General features: G+C 66.9%; 13 protein-coding genes. 3 read left to right on the top strand and 10 right to left on the bottom strand.

The window, feature by feature from the left end; all coding sequences use genetic code 11:
• Positions 1-485 (bottom strand): hypothetical protein (locus AC1RWI_RS18620; protein ID WP_492867957.1); only part of this gene is annotated, 485 nt, incomplete at its 3' end.
• Between the two features lie 195 nt (positions 486-680).
• Here AC1RWI_RS18620 and AC1RWI_RS18615 point away from each other — a divergent pair.
• Positions 681-1,355 (top strand): heavy metal response regulator transcription factor, encoded by a 675-nt coding sequence (locus AC1RWI_RS18615; RefSeq protein ID WP_043355647.1) that lies wholly within the window; start codon positions 681-683, stop codon positions 1,353-1,355.
• A gap of 25 nt (positions 1,356-1,380) precedes the next feature.
• Entirely contained in the window at positions 1,381-2,826 is a 1,446-nt protein-coding gene (locus AC1RWI_RS18610) for a heavy metal sensor histidine kinase (RefSeq protein WP_063778468.1), read from the top strand.
• A gap of 98 nt (positions 2,827-2,924) precedes the next feature.
• Here AC1RWI_RS18610 and AC1RWI_RS18605 read toward each other — a convergent pair whose 3' ends face one another.
• The 4 genes from AC1RWI_RS18605 to czcI form a co-directional block, all read right to left on the bottom strand.
• The gene (locus tag AC1RWI_RS18605) at positions 2,925-6,131 is read right to left on the bottom strand and encodes a CusA/CzcA family heavy metal efflux RND transporter (RefSeq protein WP_492867954.1); all 3,207 of its coding nucleotides are present in this window, start codon (positions 6,129-6,131) and stop codon (positions 2,925-2,927) included.
• A gap of 14 nt (positions 6,132-6,145) precedes the next feature.
• Positions 6,146-7,432, bottom strand: a complete 1,287-nt coding sequence (locus AC1RWI_RS18600; RefSeq protein ID WP_043355645.1) for an efflux RND transporter periplasmic adaptor subunit — start codon at positions 7,430-7,432, stop codon at positions 6,146-6,148.
• 18 nt (positions 7,433-7,450) lie between these two features.
• A complete protein-coding gene (locus AC1RWI_RS18595) occupies positions 7,451-8,719 on the bottom strand; it encodes a TolC family protein (RefSeq protein WP_492867952.1) in 1,269 nt (422 codons plus the stop codon).
• A 74-nt stretch (positions 8,720-8,793) separates the two neighbouring features.
• Positions 8,794-9,225, bottom strand: coding sequence for a cation efflux protein, CzcI family (czcI, locus tag AC1RWI_RS18590; RefSeq protein ID WP_492867950.1), 432 nt, complete (start codon positions 9,223-9,225; stop codon positions 8,794-8,796).
• 144 nt (positions 9,226-9,369) lie between these two features.
• On the opposite strand from czcI, the gene AC1RWI_RS18585 reads away from it, so the two are divergent.
• Positions 9,370-11,769 carry a heavy metal translocating P-type ATPase gene (locus AC1RWI_RS18585; protein WP_492867948.1) on the top strand — a complete coding sequence of 800 codons (2,400 nt, stop codon included), beginning with the start codon at positions 9,370-9,372 and terminating at the stop codon, positions 11,767-11,769.
• Between the two features lie 192 nt (positions 11,770-11,961).
• On the opposite strand, the gene AC1RWI_RS18580 is transcribed toward AC1RWI_RS18585, so the two are convergent.
• From AC1RWI_RS18580 to AC1RWI_RS18560, 5 genes are read right to left on the bottom strand one after another with little or no spacing between them, the layout of a single operon-like run.
• Complete coding sequence (locus AC1RWI_RS18580) at positions 11,962-12,852, bottom strand: polysaccharide deacetylase family protein (protein WP_492867946.1); 891 nt, start codon at positions 12,850-12,852, stop codon at positions 11,962-11,964.
• A 13-nt stretch (positions 12,853-12,865) separates the two neighbouring features.
• On the bottom strand, positions 12,866-13,918 hold the full coding sequence (locus AC1RWI_RS18575) for a bifunctional UDP-4-keto-pentose/UDP-xylose synthase (protein WP_052495092.1): 1,053 nt from the start codon (positions 13,916-13,918) through the stop codon (positions 12,866-12,868).
• The gene (locus tag AC1RWI_RS18570; protein ID WP_492867944.1) at positions 13,915-14,874 is read right to left on the bottom strand and encodes a formyltransferase; all 960 of its coding nucleotides are present in this window, start codon (positions 14,872-14,874) and stop codon (positions 13,915-13,917) included. Before AC1RWI_RS18570 ends, AC1RWI_RS18575 begins: the two co-directional genes overlap by 4 nt.
• The gene (locus tag AC1RWI_RS18565; RefSeq protein WP_043355630.1) at positions 14,862-15,854 is read right to left on the bottom strand and encodes a glycosyltransferase; all 993 of its coding nucleotides are present in this window, start codon (positions 15,852-15,854) and stop codon (positions 14,862-14,864) included. The genes AC1RWI_RS18570 and AC1RWI_RS18565 overlap by 13 nt, the downstream gene beginning before the upstream one ends.
• Positions 15,833-16,996: a DegT/DnrJ/EryC1/StrS family aminotransferase gene (locus tag AC1RWI_RS18560; protein ID WP_492867942.1), complete on the bottom strand. Its 1,164-nt coding sequence runs from the start codon at positions 16,994-16,996 to the stop codon at positions 15,833-15,835. Before AC1RWI_RS18560 ends, AC1RWI_RS18565 begins: the two co-directional genes overlap by 22 nt.
• Positions 16,997-17,022: the final 26 nt, after the last annotated feature.

Here is a 17,022-nt window from a genome sequence, read left to right as displayed (position 1 = left end):
CGGTCGGAGGGGGCGGGGAGGAAGCCGGCGTAGGCGGCCAGGGCGGCTACCGGTGCGGCGTGGCCATGGCTGGCCAGCGCGAGCTCAGGCAGGATGGTGGGCATGATGGCCCCGAGCGCGCAGGCCGAGCAGGCGCTGCAGGCGCCACCGGCGCCATGGCTGGCGTGGTGATCCTGATGGTCTTGATGGTCTTGATGCGCTGGCGGGTGAGTCATGCCAGTCATGCCAGACAGACTGGCCGTCCCGTCTGTCTGCCGGGCCGGGTCCGCCGCGTCATGGCAATGCGCGCCGGCATGGCTGCCAAGCGCGGCTTCTGCCTGCGATTTCATGGCTGCATGGCGTAACATCATCGATTCCACGGCGGGCGAATCGGCCGGCAGCACGACGGATGGCATCTGCGCCAAAGGCACCGAAGGCACAGATTGCGCCGCGCTGCAGACCATCATGACCGCCGCCGCGACACCCTGTGCGGGCAGCGCGATCATGGCAAGGCACAACAGGAAGTAGCTAAGGACGCGTTTCATCGGTGCAGGGGAATCAGCAGCCGATATTCTACCTGCATCGAAAGGTGCGGTTGCGTGACGCCAACATGACAATGTTGACATCTTCGGCCGTGGCGGGGCTTGCTCGTATAGCGTGTCGGTCTTGCAGGGCCAGTGAATGGCCCGGAGTGAATAATTATGCGCATATTGATTGTCGAAGACGAACCCAAGGCAGGTGACTACCTGCGCAAGGGCCTGAGCGAATCCGGCTTCGTGGTGGACCTGGCGCGCGATGGCGTGGACGGCCTGGCCCACGCACGCGGGCAGGAGTATGACCTCATCGTGCTGGATGTCATGCTGCCGGGCATGGATGGCTGGCAGGTGCTCCAGGAACTGCGGCGCGAGCGCGATACGCCGGTCTTGTTCCTCACCGCGCGCGATGCGCTTTCCGACCGGCTCAAGGGCCTGGAGCTGGGCGCCGATGACTACATGGTCAAGCCCTTCGCCTTCGCCGAGCTGGTCATGCGCATCCGCACGATCCTGCGGCGTGGCCCGCTGCGTGAAAGCGAGCTGATCGAAGTGGCGGACCTGCAGATCGATACCGTCAAGCGCCGCGTCACGCGCGACGGCCAGAAGCTGGAACTGACCTCCAAGGAGTTCGCGCTGCTGCAGCTGCTGGCGCGCCGCAGCGGCGAAGTGCTGTCGCGTTCGCTGATTGCCTCCCACGTCTGGGACATGAATTTCGACAGCAATACCAATGTGGTCGATGTCTCCATCCGCCGGCTGCGCGCCAAGGTCGACGACCCCTTTCCCGCCAAGCTGATCCACACGCGCCGGGGCATGGGCTACGTGCTGGAAGAGGAAGTTCGGTGAGCCGGTCCAAGTCAGGGACCGCCGCTTGATCCGCGCTGTACTCCGCCTGCCGGCATCGCTCACGGCACGGCTGGCGCTGGCCTACGGCGCTGCCACCGTGGCCATCCTGGTGGCCGTTGGCACCTACCTGGCCAGCGCGCTCGCTGCCCAGTTGCAGGATCGCGACGAGAGCGAGCTGGTCAGCGAAGTGCTGCTGGTGCGCCATCTGCTGCGCGAGGTGGGATCGGAGGCGGAGATCCGCGCCGACACGCATCGCTTCGCCGATCTCGCACTGGGCCATGAGGGATTGATCCTGCTGGTGCGCGGCAGCGGCGGCGAGCCGCTGGTCACCCTGAACCCACGCCATGAGCCGGTGCCGGCATTGCCTGTGCTGCCTGCGGCCACGCCGCCCGACAAATCCCGGCTGCATACCTGGTATCCCCGTAACGGCGTCGCCTCGCGCGGCATCTCCGCGCTGGGGCAGTTGGGGGATTCCGAGCGCGCGGTCGAGATCGTGGTACTGCGCGATGCCGGGTACCGCGTGGCGCTGATGAAGGCCTACCAGACGCAGATGCTGTGGGCAACGCTATGCGGCGCGGCGGTCGCGGCGGGGCTGGGATACCTGCTGGCCAGGCGCGGCCTGCGCCCGCTCAGGCGCATGGCGCAGGACGCATCCGCCGTCACCATGAGCCGGCTTGCCACGCGGCTCGATGCCGGCCAGGCGCCCACCGAGCTGCGCGCGCTTGTCGCCGCGCTGAACGACATGCTGGCACGGCTGGAAGACGGCTTCCATCGGCTCTCCGAATTCTCTGCCGACCTGGCGCACGATTTTCGTACGCCCATCAGCAACCTGATCGGCCAGACCCAGGTCACGCTGGGCCATAGCCGCCCGGTGCAGGAGTACGAGAACCTGCTGGAATCCAACCTGGAAGAATACGAGCGGCTGGCCCGCATGATCGAGAACATGCTGTTCCTTGCGCGCGCGGATCATGCCCAGGTGGCCATGACGGTGCGAGAGCTGGACGCGCGCGCGGAGCTGGACAAGGTTGCCGAGTACTACGAAGCCGTCGCGGCGGACCGCGACATCAAGGTACAACTTGCAGGCCAGGGCGCCGTGCGCGCTGACCAGACGCTGCTGCGGCGCGCGGTGACCAACCTCGTCGACAACGCCTTGCGGCATGCGCCCGCGGGCAGCGCCGTGGACATCCGGGTAGTGGCGGACACCGCCGCTACCCGGATCCAGGTGAGCAACGGGGGCACCGGCATCGCCGCCGAGGCGCTGCCGCATGTGTTCGGGCGTTTTTACCGAGGCGATCCCGCGCGCAGCAATTCGGCGGGTTCGACCGGGCTTGGGCTGGCCATCGTGGATACGATCATGCGGCTGCATGGGGGCAGTGTGAGCATGCGCAGCCGGCCCGGCGAGACGGTGGCTGAGCTGAAGTTCCCGACGCAACATGCCGGGTCTGCGACAGACCCGGCGGGTAGACGTTAAGAACCCGCTCGCTCCCACACATGCGAATGCGTTGCCATGCCACGGCGCAGCGGTGCTCGACGTGCAGGAGCGGCATGCCGCTCCTGCCGCCGCCAGGGTTAGCTGTTGGGCAATGCCGGTGGCGCCGGCAAGCCGCCAGCCAGGCGTGCGCAGCCTGCGTCATCTTCCACGCCAGCCTCATCCTTGTCGCGCCGATGCGCCAGCCGGTACAGCACCGGCAGCACCAGCAAGGTCAGCGCGGTGGAAGACAGGATGCCACCTATCACCACCGTGGCCAGCGGACGCTGTACCTCGGCCCCGGTCCCGGTGGCAATCGCCATCGGGATAAAGCCCAGCGATGCCACCAGCGCGGTCATCAGCACGGGACGCAGCCGGGTCAGCGCGCCGGTATGGATGGCTTCATCGAGCGGCTTGCCGTCTTCGCGCAGGCTGCGGATAAAGGACAGCATCACCAGTCCGTTGAGCACCGCCACGCCGGACAAAGCGATAAAGCCCACCGCCGCCGAGATCGACAGCGGAATGCCACGCAGCCACAGCGCCAGGATGCCGCCAGTGAGCGCAAAGGGGATGCCGGTAAAGACCAGCAGGCCATCGCGCACATTGCCGAACATGGCAAACAGCAGCACAAACACCATCAGCAGCGCCACAGGCACCACGATCTGCAGCCGCGTGGCGGCCGATTGCAACTGCTCGAAGGTGCCACCCCACGTGACCCAGTAGCCCGCCGGGACCTTGACCTGGCGATCCAGCGACGCCATCGCCTCGGGCACGAAGGTGCCCACGTCGCGCCCGCGCACATTGGCGCTGACCACGATGCGGCGCTTGCCGTTCTCGCGCGAGACCTGGTTGGGGCCCGGGGCCAGCGTTAGCGTTGCCACTTCGCCCAGCGGGATATAGCTGGCGGCTGCCGTACTTCCCTTGGGCAAGGGAATCGGCAGCCGGCGCAGCGCCTCCACATCGCCGCGGATGCCTTCCGGCAGGCGTACGCCGATATTGAAGCGGCGGTCGCCCTGGAAGAAGATGCCGGCGTCCCTGCCGCCCACGGCAATGGCCACGGTGTCCTGCACGTCGATCATGTTGAGGCCGTAGCGGGCCGCGCGGGCGCGGTCCACGTCCACCGTCAGCATTGGCAGGCCGCTGGTCTGCTCGACCTTGACCTCGGTTGCGCCGGGCACGGCCCGCAGCACGGTGGCGACCTTTTGCGCGGTGTCCTCCAGCACGCCGTTGTCGTCACCGAAGATCTTCACGGCCACGTCGCTGCGCACCCCGGAGATCAGCTCGTTGAAGCGCAACTGGATCGGCTGCGAGAACTCGTACCTGTTGCCGGGGATGGTTGCCAGTTCGGCCTCCATCTGCGCCAGCAGCTGCTCGCGCGTCTTGGACGGATTGGGCCACTTCGCCCGCGGCCTGAGCATGATGTAGCCATCCGAGGCGTTGGGCGGCATCGGGTCCGAGGCGATCTCGGCAGTGCCGGTGCGGGCGAAGACGCGCTCGATTTCGGGGAATTTCTCCTTGAGGCGCGTCTCGATCTGCTGCTGCATGGCGAGCGACTGGGTGAGGCTGGTGCCGGGAATGCGCAGCGCCTGCACGGCGAAATCCCCCTCGTTCAGGTTGGGGATGAACTCGCTGCCCAGCCGCGTCGCCACCAAGCCGCTCAACAGCACCGCCACTGCGGCAAGGGTCAGTACCACCGGTGTGTTGGCGATGGTCTTGCCGAGCATGGGCGCGTAGGCGCGCTTGGCCCACAGCATCAGGCGGTTTTCCTTCTCGGCTACCTTGTCGCCGATAAACAGCGCCACGGCCGCCGGCACGAAGGTCACCGACAGGATCATCGCGCCGATCAGCGCCAGCACCACCGTCATCGCCATGGGGTGGAACATCTTGCCTTCCACGCCTGTCAGCGCAAAGATGGGGATGTACACGATCATGATGATGAGCTGGCCGAAGATCAGCGGGCGGCGTGCTTCCCGCGAGGCCGCAAAGACCTCGTGGAAGCGCTCGCCGCGGGTGAGCGGGCGGCCGTGCTGTTGCTGGGCATGGGCGAGGCGCCGCACGCAGTTCTCGACGATCACCACGGCGCCGTCGATGATGATGCCGAAGTCAAGCGCGCCCAGGCTCATCAGGTTGGCGCTGATCTTGTAGGTCACCATGCCGGTGAACGTAAACAGCATGGACAGCGGGATGACCAGCGCGGTGATGATGGCGGCGCGCAGGTTGCCGAGGAACAGGAAGAGGATCACGATCACCAGGATCGCGCCCTCGACCAGGTTCTTCTTGACGGTGGCGATGGCGCGGTCCACCAGCACGGTGCGGTCGTACACGGTGACGGCCTTGACGCCGGCCGGCAGCGAGCGGTTGATGGCGGCCATGCGCTGGTCCACCGCTTGCGATACGGCACGGCTGTTCTCGCCGATCAGCATGAAGACGGTGCCCAGCACCACTTCGCGCCCGTTGTCGGTGGCCGCGCCGGTGCGCAGTTCGCGGCCGATGCCCACGTCCGCCAGGTCGCGGATGCGGATGGGCTGGCCCTGCGCGCTGCCCACGATGATCTCCCGGATATCGTCGACGGACCTGACCTGCCCCGGTGCGCGCACCAGGTACTGCTCGCCGCGCCGCTCGATATAGCCGGCGCCCACGTTGGCGTTGTTCTTCTCCAGCGCCACCACCACGTCCTGCAGGCTCAGGCCGTAGGAGGCCATCCGTTCCGGGCTGGGCGCCACCAGGTACTCCTTGGCGAAGCCGCCGATGGAGTTGATCTCGGTGACGCCGGGCACCGTGCGCAACTGCGGCTTGATGACCCAGTCCTGGATTTCGCGCAGGTCGGTGGGGGTGTAGGGCGTGCCATCGGCCTTCCTGGCGCCGTCCTCGGCTTCCACCGTCCACAGGTAGATCTCGCCAAGCCCGGTGGAGATCGGGCCCATCTGTGGCGCAACGCCCGTGGGCAGGTTCTGCGCGGCTTCCTGGATGCGCTGGTTGACCAGCTGGCGCGCGAAGTAGATATCGGTGCCATCCTTGAAGATCACCGTCACCTGCGACAAGCCATAGCGCGACAGCGAGCGGGTTTGCTCCAGGCCCGGCAGGCCGGACATCGCGGTCTCGATCGGGTAGGTGACGCGCTGCTCGGTTTCCAGCGGTGAATAGCCGGGCGCGGAGGTGTTGACCTGCACCTGCACGTTGGTGATGTCTGGCACGGCGTCGATGGGCAGCCGGCTGTAGTTGTAGATGCCGAGCGCTGCCATGGCGACCACCGCCAGCAGCACCAGCCACCGCTGCTCGATGGCAAAGCGGATCAGTCTTTCAAACATGAGGGATTCTCCGCTTAGTGGCTATGTTCGGCGCCGGCCTTGCCAAGCTCGGCCTTGATCACGAAGCTGTTGCCTGCCACGTATTGCGTGCCGGCTTTCAGGCCTTCGGTGATCTCCACCAGCTTGCCGTCGCTGCGGCCGGTCTTGACCGGCTGCGCCTGGAAGCCGCCTGGAACGACAGCGAACACCACCTGCTGATCGCCGTTGCTTTGCAGGGCTTCGGCCTCGATCGCCACTGGCACCTCGGCGCTGGAGTCGGTCACGCCCACGGTGACGAACAGGCCGGGGCGCCAGGCCGTCTTGGGGTTGGGCAGCGTGACGCGGGCGGTGGCGGTGCGCGTTTGCTGGCCCAGCAGCGAGCCGACATACGAGACCGTGCCTTCGGCCTTGCCGTCGAAGGCAGTGGAGGCGATCTTCACCTTCTCGCCAACCCGCACGCGATCCAGGTCCTTGGGCGCGATCACGAACTCGGCCCATACCGTGCTGAGGTCGGAGATGACGAACACGTTGGCGTCGGCCGCCACGGCTTCGCCCAGCGCCAGGTGCTTCTCGACCACGGTGCCGTCGAAGGGCGCGCGCAGCTCGAAACGGTTGAGCGACTTGGCGCCGCCTGCGTTGCCGCTGACGCCGATGGCAGTCAGCTTCTGCGTGGCGTTTTGCGTGGCGATGCGGGCTTCCTGCAGCGCGGTGCGCGCGGCCAGGTAGTCCTGCTCGGCGGAGATCTTGTCCTCCCACAGCTTCTTCTCGCGCTGGAAGGTGGATTCGGCCAGCTCCAGGCGCTTTTGCGCGGCCAGCAGTTCGCTGCGCTGGTCGGACAGCGCGGTGCTGGCCAGCACCGCCAGCAAATCGCCTTTCTTCACCTGTTGCCCCAGGTTGGCGGACACGCCTTGCACCACGCCAGCTACGCGTGGCACCACGTGGGCCGTGCGGTCCTCGTTGAAGCGGATCTCGCCGGGGAAGGATGCCGTGCCCTCGATGTGCGCAGGTCCTGCCGTGCGCAGCGTGAGCCCGGCCGCCTGGACCTGTGCCGGGGTCATCTCGACGTGGCCTTCTTTTTCTTGCGTTTCGTGGTGCTCCCCGTCGGTGTGCCGGGCGGCGTCGCCGTGCGCCGCGCTGGCCGGGCCGCCGTGATGCTCGCCGTCGCCGTGGGCCGCGTCTTCGCTATGCGCGCCTGCTGCGTGGCCGGCTTCGGTCGTGGCGTCGGCGCTGCCGCGCCCGGCGAAGATCAGTCCCGCGGCTGCGATGGCGCCGCCCGCCAGGATGATGGCGATGCTCGTTTTCTGCTTGTTGGTGATTGCCATGATGGAGTTCCTTTGGTGCTAGCGGCCAAGAATGCGGTCGATGGTGGTCGCGGCCTGATAGGCATTGGCGACCACGCCGAGATAGCGGATGCGCGCCTGGAACCAGGTGCGCTGCGCATCGAGCACGTCGAGGAAGTTGAATTTGCCGGCTTCGAAGCCGCGCGTGGCGGCCTCATAGGCCTGCTGCGCAGCCGGTAGCACGGTACCCTTGAGCGAGTCGGCCGAGGTCCGCGAAACGCTCAGTTGCCGCGTGGCTTGCTGCAGCTCGTTAGCGAGCCGCACCTGTGTGGCGCGGTACTCGTCGGCCGCTTTGTCGGCCTGGCGCAGTGCGGCGTAGAGATTGCCCTGGTTGCGGTCGAACAGCGGCAGCGGCAGCGACACGCCCAGCACGGGCATGGTGCCGCGGTCTGAGCCGTTGTCGCGCTTGCTGCCCAGGCTGACGGTCAGGTCGGGATACTGGCGGCTGCGCTCCACGCCGATGATGGCCTGCCTGCGTTCCAGTTCCAGCCGCTGGCTTGCCAGTTCCGGCGCGCTGTCCAGCGCTTGGGCGAGGCTAGCGCCGTCGGGCCGCGCGGGCAGGGTGTCCAGGTTGCCGGCGGCTACCTGGAAGCGGGCTTCGCTGCTGCCCCAAAGGCCGGCCAGCGACTGGCGTGCCATCGCGAGTGCCGCCTCGGCGTCGGCGACCTCGAGTTCCGCATTGGCCTGCTCCACGCGCGCCTTGCTCTCTTCGAGCGGCGCGATTTTGCCGGCGGCCACGCGGCGGATCGCCGCCTGAGCGCCCTTGGCGGCGATCTCGGCCGAGCCACGCGCCAGCTTGACGCGCTCCTGCGCGATGACCACCGCGAAGAAGCTGCCAACCACGGCCGCGCGCAGGCCGGTGCGCGTTGCGCCCAGTTGCGCTTGGGCCAGCTCGCGCGCTTTTTGCGCGGCGCCGATGCGCGCGGCGCGCTTGCCGCCGAGCTCGATCGGCAGGTTGACCTGGGCCGTAGTGGTGCGGGTATCGCGGCGGTTGTCCTCGAGGAGGACCGCGACTTCCGGGTTGGGGATGGTGCGGGCCTGCATGATGCCGCCCTCGGCGGCATCGAACTCATGGCCGGCGGCCGAGAGCGTGAAGTTGCGCCCGGCCGCGAGGGCGAGCGCATCGTCCAGCGTGAGCGTGCCGGCGGGCTCGGGAATCTGTTGCGCCGCTTGCGCGGCGGGCAATGGGGTCGTCGCCGCGTTCTGGGCGAACGCGGCAGGGCTGAGCAAAGCTGCCGCCAGCCCGAGCGGCATCACAAGTGTTCTCATCGAATTTCACCGGGAAAAAGCCAGGGAATTTCGGCGAGACGAGAGTCTGGAGGTAAGGGGAGTCGTCTCGCCGTTCAGGCGGCGAGCGGCCACTGCGGGCGGTCGGGGGTGGCGCCGGGCGCAGACAGGTAGGACGCGGCCAGCGCCCGGTAGCTGATGGCCACGCCATGTTGCGAGGCGCTCGTGGCCGTGTCCGGCAAGACCAGCTGGGCGCTGGCAAAGTGGCACACGGCGCAGTCCAGGTCGGGCAGCTTGATGTTGTCCTTGCCGCTCTTGCTGTCGTTGCTGTCATTGCCGCCGTGCTGGCTGAGCTTGCCCTGATGGGCGTGGCTATGGTGGCCGAAATGCCAGCTGGCGCTGGCTGTGGCGGTCCCGTTGCCCGGCTGCGTGCTTTCGTGATTGCAATACGCCGCAGCCCCGGCCCAGGCGAACTGGAGGGGCAGCATGATGGCGAAAAGCAGGATCAGGAAACGGCGCATGCGGCGGATTATATAGGCAGCAAGCATGACCCTTGCGCGGCTGTGGCTTAAAGCGTGGCGCAAAGGTGACCTCGGACGCTCGTATCGACCGATGTGCAGACAGCACTTGACCCTGTAGTCGCTTCAGGGTCTTAAATGGGCGGTAAGCAAAAACAAGCAGGGAAAACCGCCATGCCTAGCGCAACGCCAGACCAAGCTTCGCTCCGTGCCCCATCTTGCCGCGATCATGGGCATTCTGATGCACACGAACACGCGCATAAGCACGATCAAGCACACCAGCACGACCATGACCACGATCACGGCCACCAGCGCGCTCAGGCAGGCGGCGCAGCCTGCTGCGGCAGCGCCAGCGCGGCGCCGCCGATTGCCGTAGCCGTTCCTGCCGGCGCCGCCGCGGCCAGCTATCGCATCGACGCGATGGATTGCCCCACGGAAGAGACCCTGATCCGCAACAAGCTGGGCAGCATGGCAGGCGTGGCCGCGCTGCAGTTCAACCTGATGCAGCGCGTGCTGACGGTGCACCATACGCTGGACTCCCTGGAGCCGGTGGTGCGGGCCATCGAGAGTCTCGGCATGAAGGCCGAGCCGCTGTCCGAGCAGGCCGCAGCGCTGCCGCCGCAAGCCGCCAAGCCATGGTGGCCGCTGGCGCTGGCCGGCGTGGCCGCGCTCGGCGCTGAGGCTGTGCAGTGGCTGCAAGTGCCCGGCCAGGAATGGCTTGCGCCCCTGCTGGCGTTGGTGGCTGTGGCAGTAGCCGGGCTGGGCGTCTACAAGAAGGGCTGGATCGCGCTGTCCAATGGCAACCTGAACATCAACGCATTGATGAGCATCGCTGTCACCGGCGCCATGCTGATCCGGCAGTGGCCGGAAGCGGCTATGGTGATGGTGCTGTTCGCGCTGGCCGAGCGCATCGAGGCGGCGTCGCTGGACCGTGCGCGCAATGCCGTGCGCGGCCTGATGGCAATGGCGCCGGAGCAGGCCACGGTGCGGCAGCCGGACGGTAGCTGGCTGCCTGTGGCGGCTGGCGCGGTGGCCATCGGCGCCTTGGTGCGCCTGCGCCCCGGCGAACGCGTTGCGCTCGACGGGCGGGTATTGCGTGGCCAGTCCACACTGGACCAGGCGCCGATCACTGGCGAGAGCGTCCCGGTCGACAAGACCGTCGGCGATGCGCTTTTCGCCGGCACCATCAACCAGGCCGGCGAACTGGAGTACGAAGTCACCGCGCCGGCCAGCGGCTCCACGCTGGCGCGCATCATCCACGCGGTGGAGGCGGCGCAGGGCAGCCGCGCGCCCACGCAGCGCTTTGTCGACCGCTTTGCCCGCATCTACACGCCGCTGGTCTTCCTTGGCGCGGTGCTGGTGGCCGTGGTGCCGCCGCTGGCGATGGACGGTGACTGGAGCGCATGGATCTACAAGGCGCTGGTGCTGCTGGTGATTGCCTGCCCGTGCGCGCTGGTGATCTCCACGCCGGTAACGATCGTGAGCGGCCTGGCAGCCGCGGCGCGGCGCGGCATCCTGATCAAGGGTGGCGTCTACCTGGAGCAGGGCAAGGATCTGAAATGGCTGGCGCTGGACAAGACCGGCACCATCACCCACGGCAAGCCGGCCCAGACCGATTTCCAGCCCCTGGGCGCAACCGCCGCGGCAGGTGCGGCGGCTAGCGATGCGGCGCGCGTGATCGCGGCCAGCCTGGCTGCCCGGTCCGACCATCCGGTGTCGATGGCGGTGGCCAATGCCGCGCGTGCGCACGGCATCGTGCCGCTGGAAGTGCAGGACTTTGCGGCGCTGCCCGGGTACGGGGTCAGCGGCAGCGTGAACGGGCGCAGCTACTATCTGGGGAACCATCGCCTGATCCACGACCGCGGGCTGTGCTCGCCGGAACTGGAGGCTACGCTGGAAGCGCTGGAGCGGCAGGGAAAGACGGTTGTGCTGCTGGGCGCGGATCACGGCGTCGAGGCGCTGTTCGGCGTGGCGGACACGGTCAAGGACAGCAGCCGCGAGGCGGTGGCTGCGCTGCACGCGCTGGGTGTCAAGACGCTGATGCTGTCGGGCGACAACCCGCATACCGCGCAAGCGATCGCAGCGCAGGTGCAGATCGACGAGGCGCGCGGCAATCAGTTGCCGCAGGACAAGGCGGACGCCATCGCTGCGCTGAGCGTGAAGGGGGCAGAAGGGGCGCCGGGTAATGGTGGCAATGGCAACAATGGCAGCAATGGTAGCAAGCGCGTCGTGGTGGGCATGGTGGGTGACGGCGTCAATGATGCGCCCGCGCTGGCCCGTGCCGATATCGGCTTCGCCATGGGAGCGGCCGGGACCGATACGGCGATCGAGACCGCCGACGTGGCGCTGATGGACGACGACCTGCGCAAGATCCCCGTCTTTATCCGGCTGTCGCGGCAGACTTCGACGATCCTGAAGCAGAACATTGCCCTCGCGCTTGGCATCAAGGCGATTTTCCTGGCACTCACGGTCATGGGCCTGGGCACCATGTGGATGGCGGTGTTCGCCGATATGGGGGCGAGCTTGCTGGTGGTCTTCAACGGCCTGAGGCTGGCGGGGAGGGACCGTAGCTGAACGTTGTCGAGGGCCCGCCTGGCCTTCGGCAACGGGCCGAAGCGAGGCCAATGCACACGCGCACGCAAGCGGTGCGCGCATGAACGCATCGTCAATGGCCGGTTGCCGGCCGTTGACGATGCGTTGATGGTACTGACGGTGTCTTGATGCGGGCGGGCGCGGGCGACGAGCCGTGCCGTGCCGGCCGGATGCCTACGGCTGCAGGATCAGCTCACCGCTTCTTCCCTCGATCGCGCCCCACGTCACCGGCAGTTGCGGCAGGGCGCTGCGATCGATATGCCGGTAGAGCGTGGCCATCGACACCAGTTCATGCCCCTGCGCGCGCCAGCCATCCAGCAGGCGGTTGAACACCGGCGCAAGCTTGCCGCCCTCGAGTTCGGTGTGCAGGGTGAACACGTGGTCGCGCCCGTCTTCGCTCAGGCGCAGCACGGCGTGGTGGACGTTGTCTTCCGTCAGGTCGCCCACGCCGATCAGTTCGTCCAGCGTCGGCAGCGTGGTCGGCATCTGCACGTGGCGGCATGCCACACCATCGACCATGGGGATATACGGACCGGTGCCGCGGCCATCGGACGCGTACACCATGCCCCAGTCGTCGATCTGGCGGAAGGCCTCATCGTTCATTTGCCAACCGGCCGCGCCATGGGTGGGCGGTGCTTCGCCGAATATCTCGACGTAGCGGTCGAATGCACTCTGCATCTGGCGCCGGGTCCAGGCCGCATCGCGCTCGCGCACGTTGTCCTGCCAGTAGACGTGGTCCCAGGTGTGGATGCCGCATTCGTGCCCTGCCGCGCGCGCCGCGCGCATCTCGGCCGCGCCCTTGCGGCCGATATCGGGACCGGGCAGCAGCACGCCGTACATCAGCGTGCGCAAGCCGTAGTTCGACACCACCGAGGTACGCGACACCTTCTTCAGGAAGCCGGGACGGAACACGCGCCGCAGCGCCCAGCCGGTATGGTCGGGGCCAAGGCTGAACAGAAAGGTGGCCTCGGCCCGCACGCGGGCCAGCATGGCGAGCAGCGCCGGCACGCCTTCGCGGGTGCCGCGCAGCGTGTCGACGTCGACCTTCAGGGCGATACGGGCCATCGGGTGCGTGCGCTCAGTTGGCCGAATCGACCAGGGTGCGCGCCTCGATCACCTTGCTGCGGTAAGCCTCGAAGATGGCGCGCAGTGCGTCTTCCATGCTGACCTCGGGCTTCCAGCCGAGCTCTTCCACGGTGTTGTCGATCTTCGGCACGCGGTTCTGCACGTCCTGGTAGCCCTTGCCGTAGAAGTCGCCCGAGGAGGTTTCCACGATCTGGGTCTTCTTGGCTTCTTCCGCGTACTCAGCGTAGTCGCCGGCCATCTTCAGCATCATCTCGGCCAGCTCGCGCACGGAGTGGATGTTGCGCGGGTTGCCGATGTTGTAGATCTTGCCGGTGGCGATGCCGTTCGGGTTCTCGATGATGCGCATCAGTGCGCTGATGCCGTCGGTGACGTCGGCAAAGGCACGCTTTTGCGCGCCGCCGTCCACCAGCTTGATCGGCTCGCCGCGCACGATGTGGCCGAGGAACTGGGTGACCACGCGCGAGGAGCCTTCCTTCGATTCGAAGATCGAGTCCAGGCCGGCGCCGATCCAGTTGAACGGGCGGAACAGGGTGTAGTTCAGGCCTTGCTCCATGCCGTAGGCGTGGATCACGCGGTCCATCAGCTGCTTGGAGCAGGCATAGATCCAGCGCGGCTTGTTGATCGGGCCGCAGATCAGCTCGGACGTCTCGGGATCGAACTCGTCGTCATGGCACATGCCGTACACCTCGGAGGTGGACGGGAACACCAGGTGCTTGCCGTACTTCACGGCGGCGCGCACGATCGGCAGGTTGGCTTCGAAGTCGAGTTCGAACACGCGCAGCGGCTGGCGCACGTAGGTGGCGGGCGTGGCGATGGCCACCAGCGGCAGCACCACGTCGCACTTGCGGATGTTGTACTCGATCCACTCCTTGTTGATGGTGATGTCACCTTCAAAGAAGTGCATGCGCGGATGGTCGATCAGGTCGCCAAGGCGATCGCTGGACATGTCCATGCCGTAGACTTCCCACGACGTGGTTTCGAGAATGCGGCGCGTCAGGTGGTGGCCGATGAAGCCGTTGACGCCAAGAATCAGGACCTTTTTCATCGGTTTTCCTCTTTGGACAATGCGGTAAGAAATGTGGAAAGCGCGGCAGCCGAGACGGGCGCGGGTTGGGCGCCATCGTCCAGCAGTTCGCGTACAAGGATCAGGCCGCCATCGCCGCACACGCCGACGATCTGCCCGTCGATCACGTGCAAGCCTGGGCGGGCGGCGCTGGTGGACTGCAATTGGGTTGCTGCGACTGCGCTGCCGGCATGCGGCAGGCGCGCCTGCGCCACCACGAAGCGGCGCGAGCCGGCATCGGTGAAGGCGCCGGGATAGGGCGGTGCGACTGCGCGGATCAGGTTGTAGACCTGCGCGGCCGGCTGCTGCCAGTCGATGCGGCCGTCCTCCGGCTTGCGCCCGGAGAAGTAGCTGCCTTCGGCAAGGCGGTTGGGCAGCGGCGTGATGTTGCCGGCCATCATGGCGGGCAGGGCGCGCCACAGCGTTTGCTCGGCAGCCACGGTCACTTTCTCGAAGACCTCGCCGGCGGTGTCGTCGGGCAGGATCGGCACTGACGTCTGGTCGACGATGAAGCCGGCATCCGGCTTGGCTTCCATCGCATGCAGCGTGGCGCCAGTCTCGCTCTCGCCATGCAGCACCGCCCAGTTCACCGGCACGCGGCCGCGATACTTGGGCAGCAGGGAGCCGTGCATATTGAACGCGCCTTGCGGCGCCAGCGCCAGCACTGCCGCGGGAATCATCGCGCGGTAGTAGAAAGAGAAGATCACGTCGGGGCGCGCCGCGGCCACCGCGGCGGCCAGCGCCGGATCGGCCGGGTCTTCGCCGTAGGTGACGGGCAAGCCGAGTTCGGCGGCGGTATCGGCAACGCGGCGGAACCAGATGTTTTCATCCGGGCGGTCGCGGTGCGTGACAACCAGCGCCACTTCCACGCCACGCGCGTGCAGCACGCGCAGGCAGCGGTCGCCGACGTTGTGATAAGCGAAGACTACTGCGCGCACGAGACCTCCGTCGCCTTTTGCTGTTCTGGCGTGCCTTCCAGCACCGCCTGGATGCGATAGCGCGGACGGTTGCGCACTTCCTGGTAGATGCGGCCGATGTACTCGCCCAGCAGGCCGATGCCGAACAGCATGATGCCAACCAGGAAGAAGTTGAAGGCGAGCAGGGTGAACACACCCTGCACTTCCGCGCCAAGCACGAAGCGCCGAACCAGCAGCACCGCCACCAGGCCCGCCGATGCCAGCGACAGCAAGGTGCCGATGGCGGAGAACCACTGCAGCGGCACGATGGAGAAGCCGGTTACCAGGTCGAAGTTCAGCCGGATGAGCTGGAACAGCGAATACTTGGATTCGCCGGCGTGGCGCTCCTCGTGCTCGACCACGATCTCCACCGGGTTGGAGGAGAAGGTATAGGCCAGCGCGGGGATAAAGGTATTGACCTCACGGCAGGCATTGATGGTGTCGACGACATTGCGGTCGTAGGCACGCAGCATGCAGCCCTGGTCGGTCATCTTGATGCGCGTGATGCGCTCGCGCAGGCGGTTCATGGCCCGCGACGCAATGCGGCGGAACGCCGTGTCGTTGCGCTCGCGGCGGATGGTGCCAACGTAGTCATGGCCTTCGCGCATGGTTGCCACCAGCCGGGGGATTTCCTCCGGCGGGTTTTGCAGGTCGGCGTCCAGCGTGATCACGATCTGGCCGCGGGTGTGCTCGAAGCCGGCCAGGATGGCCATATGCTGGCCAAAGTTGCCGTTGAACAGCACGACGCGCGTCGTGTCCGGGCGCTTGTGAAACTGGCTGGCCAGGATCTGTGCCGAACGGTCGCGACTGCCGTCGTTGACGAAGATGATCTCGTAGTTGCAGCCGAGCCCGTCCATCGCCGGGTAGAGCCGGTCGAACAGGGCTTGCAGGCCATCTTCCTCGTTATAGACGGGAATGACGACGGAGACTTCGACAGGGCTCATTTGAAGAGGCGTTTGCATGTTTCGCTAAGAGTTGCGCATACCCGCTCCACGTCGGCGGCTTGCATGGCGGGGAACATCGGCAGCGTGACGATGCTCCTTCCGATGCGCTCGGCGTGCGGCAGCATGCCTTCGCGCCAGCCCAGGGAGCGGTAATAAGAAAACAGGTGCACGGCGGGATAATGCACGCCGGTGCCGACGCCTTGCTCGCGCATGGCCTCCATCACCGCGGTGCGCCCGCCTTCGATGCGTTCGGCCGGCAGCACCACCTGGAACATATGCCAGTTGGTGGTGGCCAGCTCGCCGTCACGCGGCAGCGGCAGCTCGATGCCGAGGTCGGCCAGGCCGCTGTCGGCCGCGCAGCGGTAGTACGCCTCGGCCAGTTCGGCGCGGCGTGCCGTGATGGCGTCAAGTTGCGCCAGTTGCGACAGGCCGATGGCGGCGTTGACATCGGTGAGGTTGAATTTGCCGCCGGGCTCTTCCACATCCATCCCGTCCATGCCGGTACGGATCACGCCTTGCAGGCGCAGGCGTTCGGCACGTTCGGCTTCTTCGGGCGAGTTCATCACCAGGCAGCCGCCTTCGATGCTGGTGATGTTCTTGTTGGCCTGGAAGCTGAAGCTGACCAGGTCGCCGAAGGCACCGATGCGCTGGCCGCGCCAGCGCGAGTCGATGGCCTGCGCGGCATCCTCGATCACACGCAGGTTGTGCTTCTTCGCGATGGCGTAGAGGCGGTCCATATCCACCGGCAGGCCCGACAGGTAGACCGGCATGATGGCGCGGGTACGGGGCGTGATGGCAGCTTCAACGGCGTCGAGATCGATATTGCGCGTGCGCGGGTCGATATCGACGAAGACGGGCTTGGCGCCCACCGTGATCACGACATTGGCCGTGGCAACCCAGGTGATCGGGGTGGTGATGACTTCGTCGCCGGGGCCGATATTGGCCACGCGCAGCGCGATTTCCATCGTCGCCGAGCCATTGGCGAAGGTGCGCACGGGGCGGCCCCCGAACAGTTCGGACAGGGCAGCCTCGAAGGCGTGCATCTTGGGGCCGGAGGTGATCCAGCCCGAGGCCAGCACCTTGCCCACCTCGGCGATGGCGGCGGCGTCAATATTCGGCTTGACGAAGGGCAGGAAGGCTTGCGCAGCGGAAGCGGTCATGGCAATCAGGCTCTTGTGGCGATGGT

The organism is Cupriavidus sp. MPR-AND1C (genome assembly GCF_058809705.1).
The sequence above is the reverse complement of the archived record's forward strand: the minus strand, read 5'-3'. Positions and strand labels throughout refer to the sequence as shown.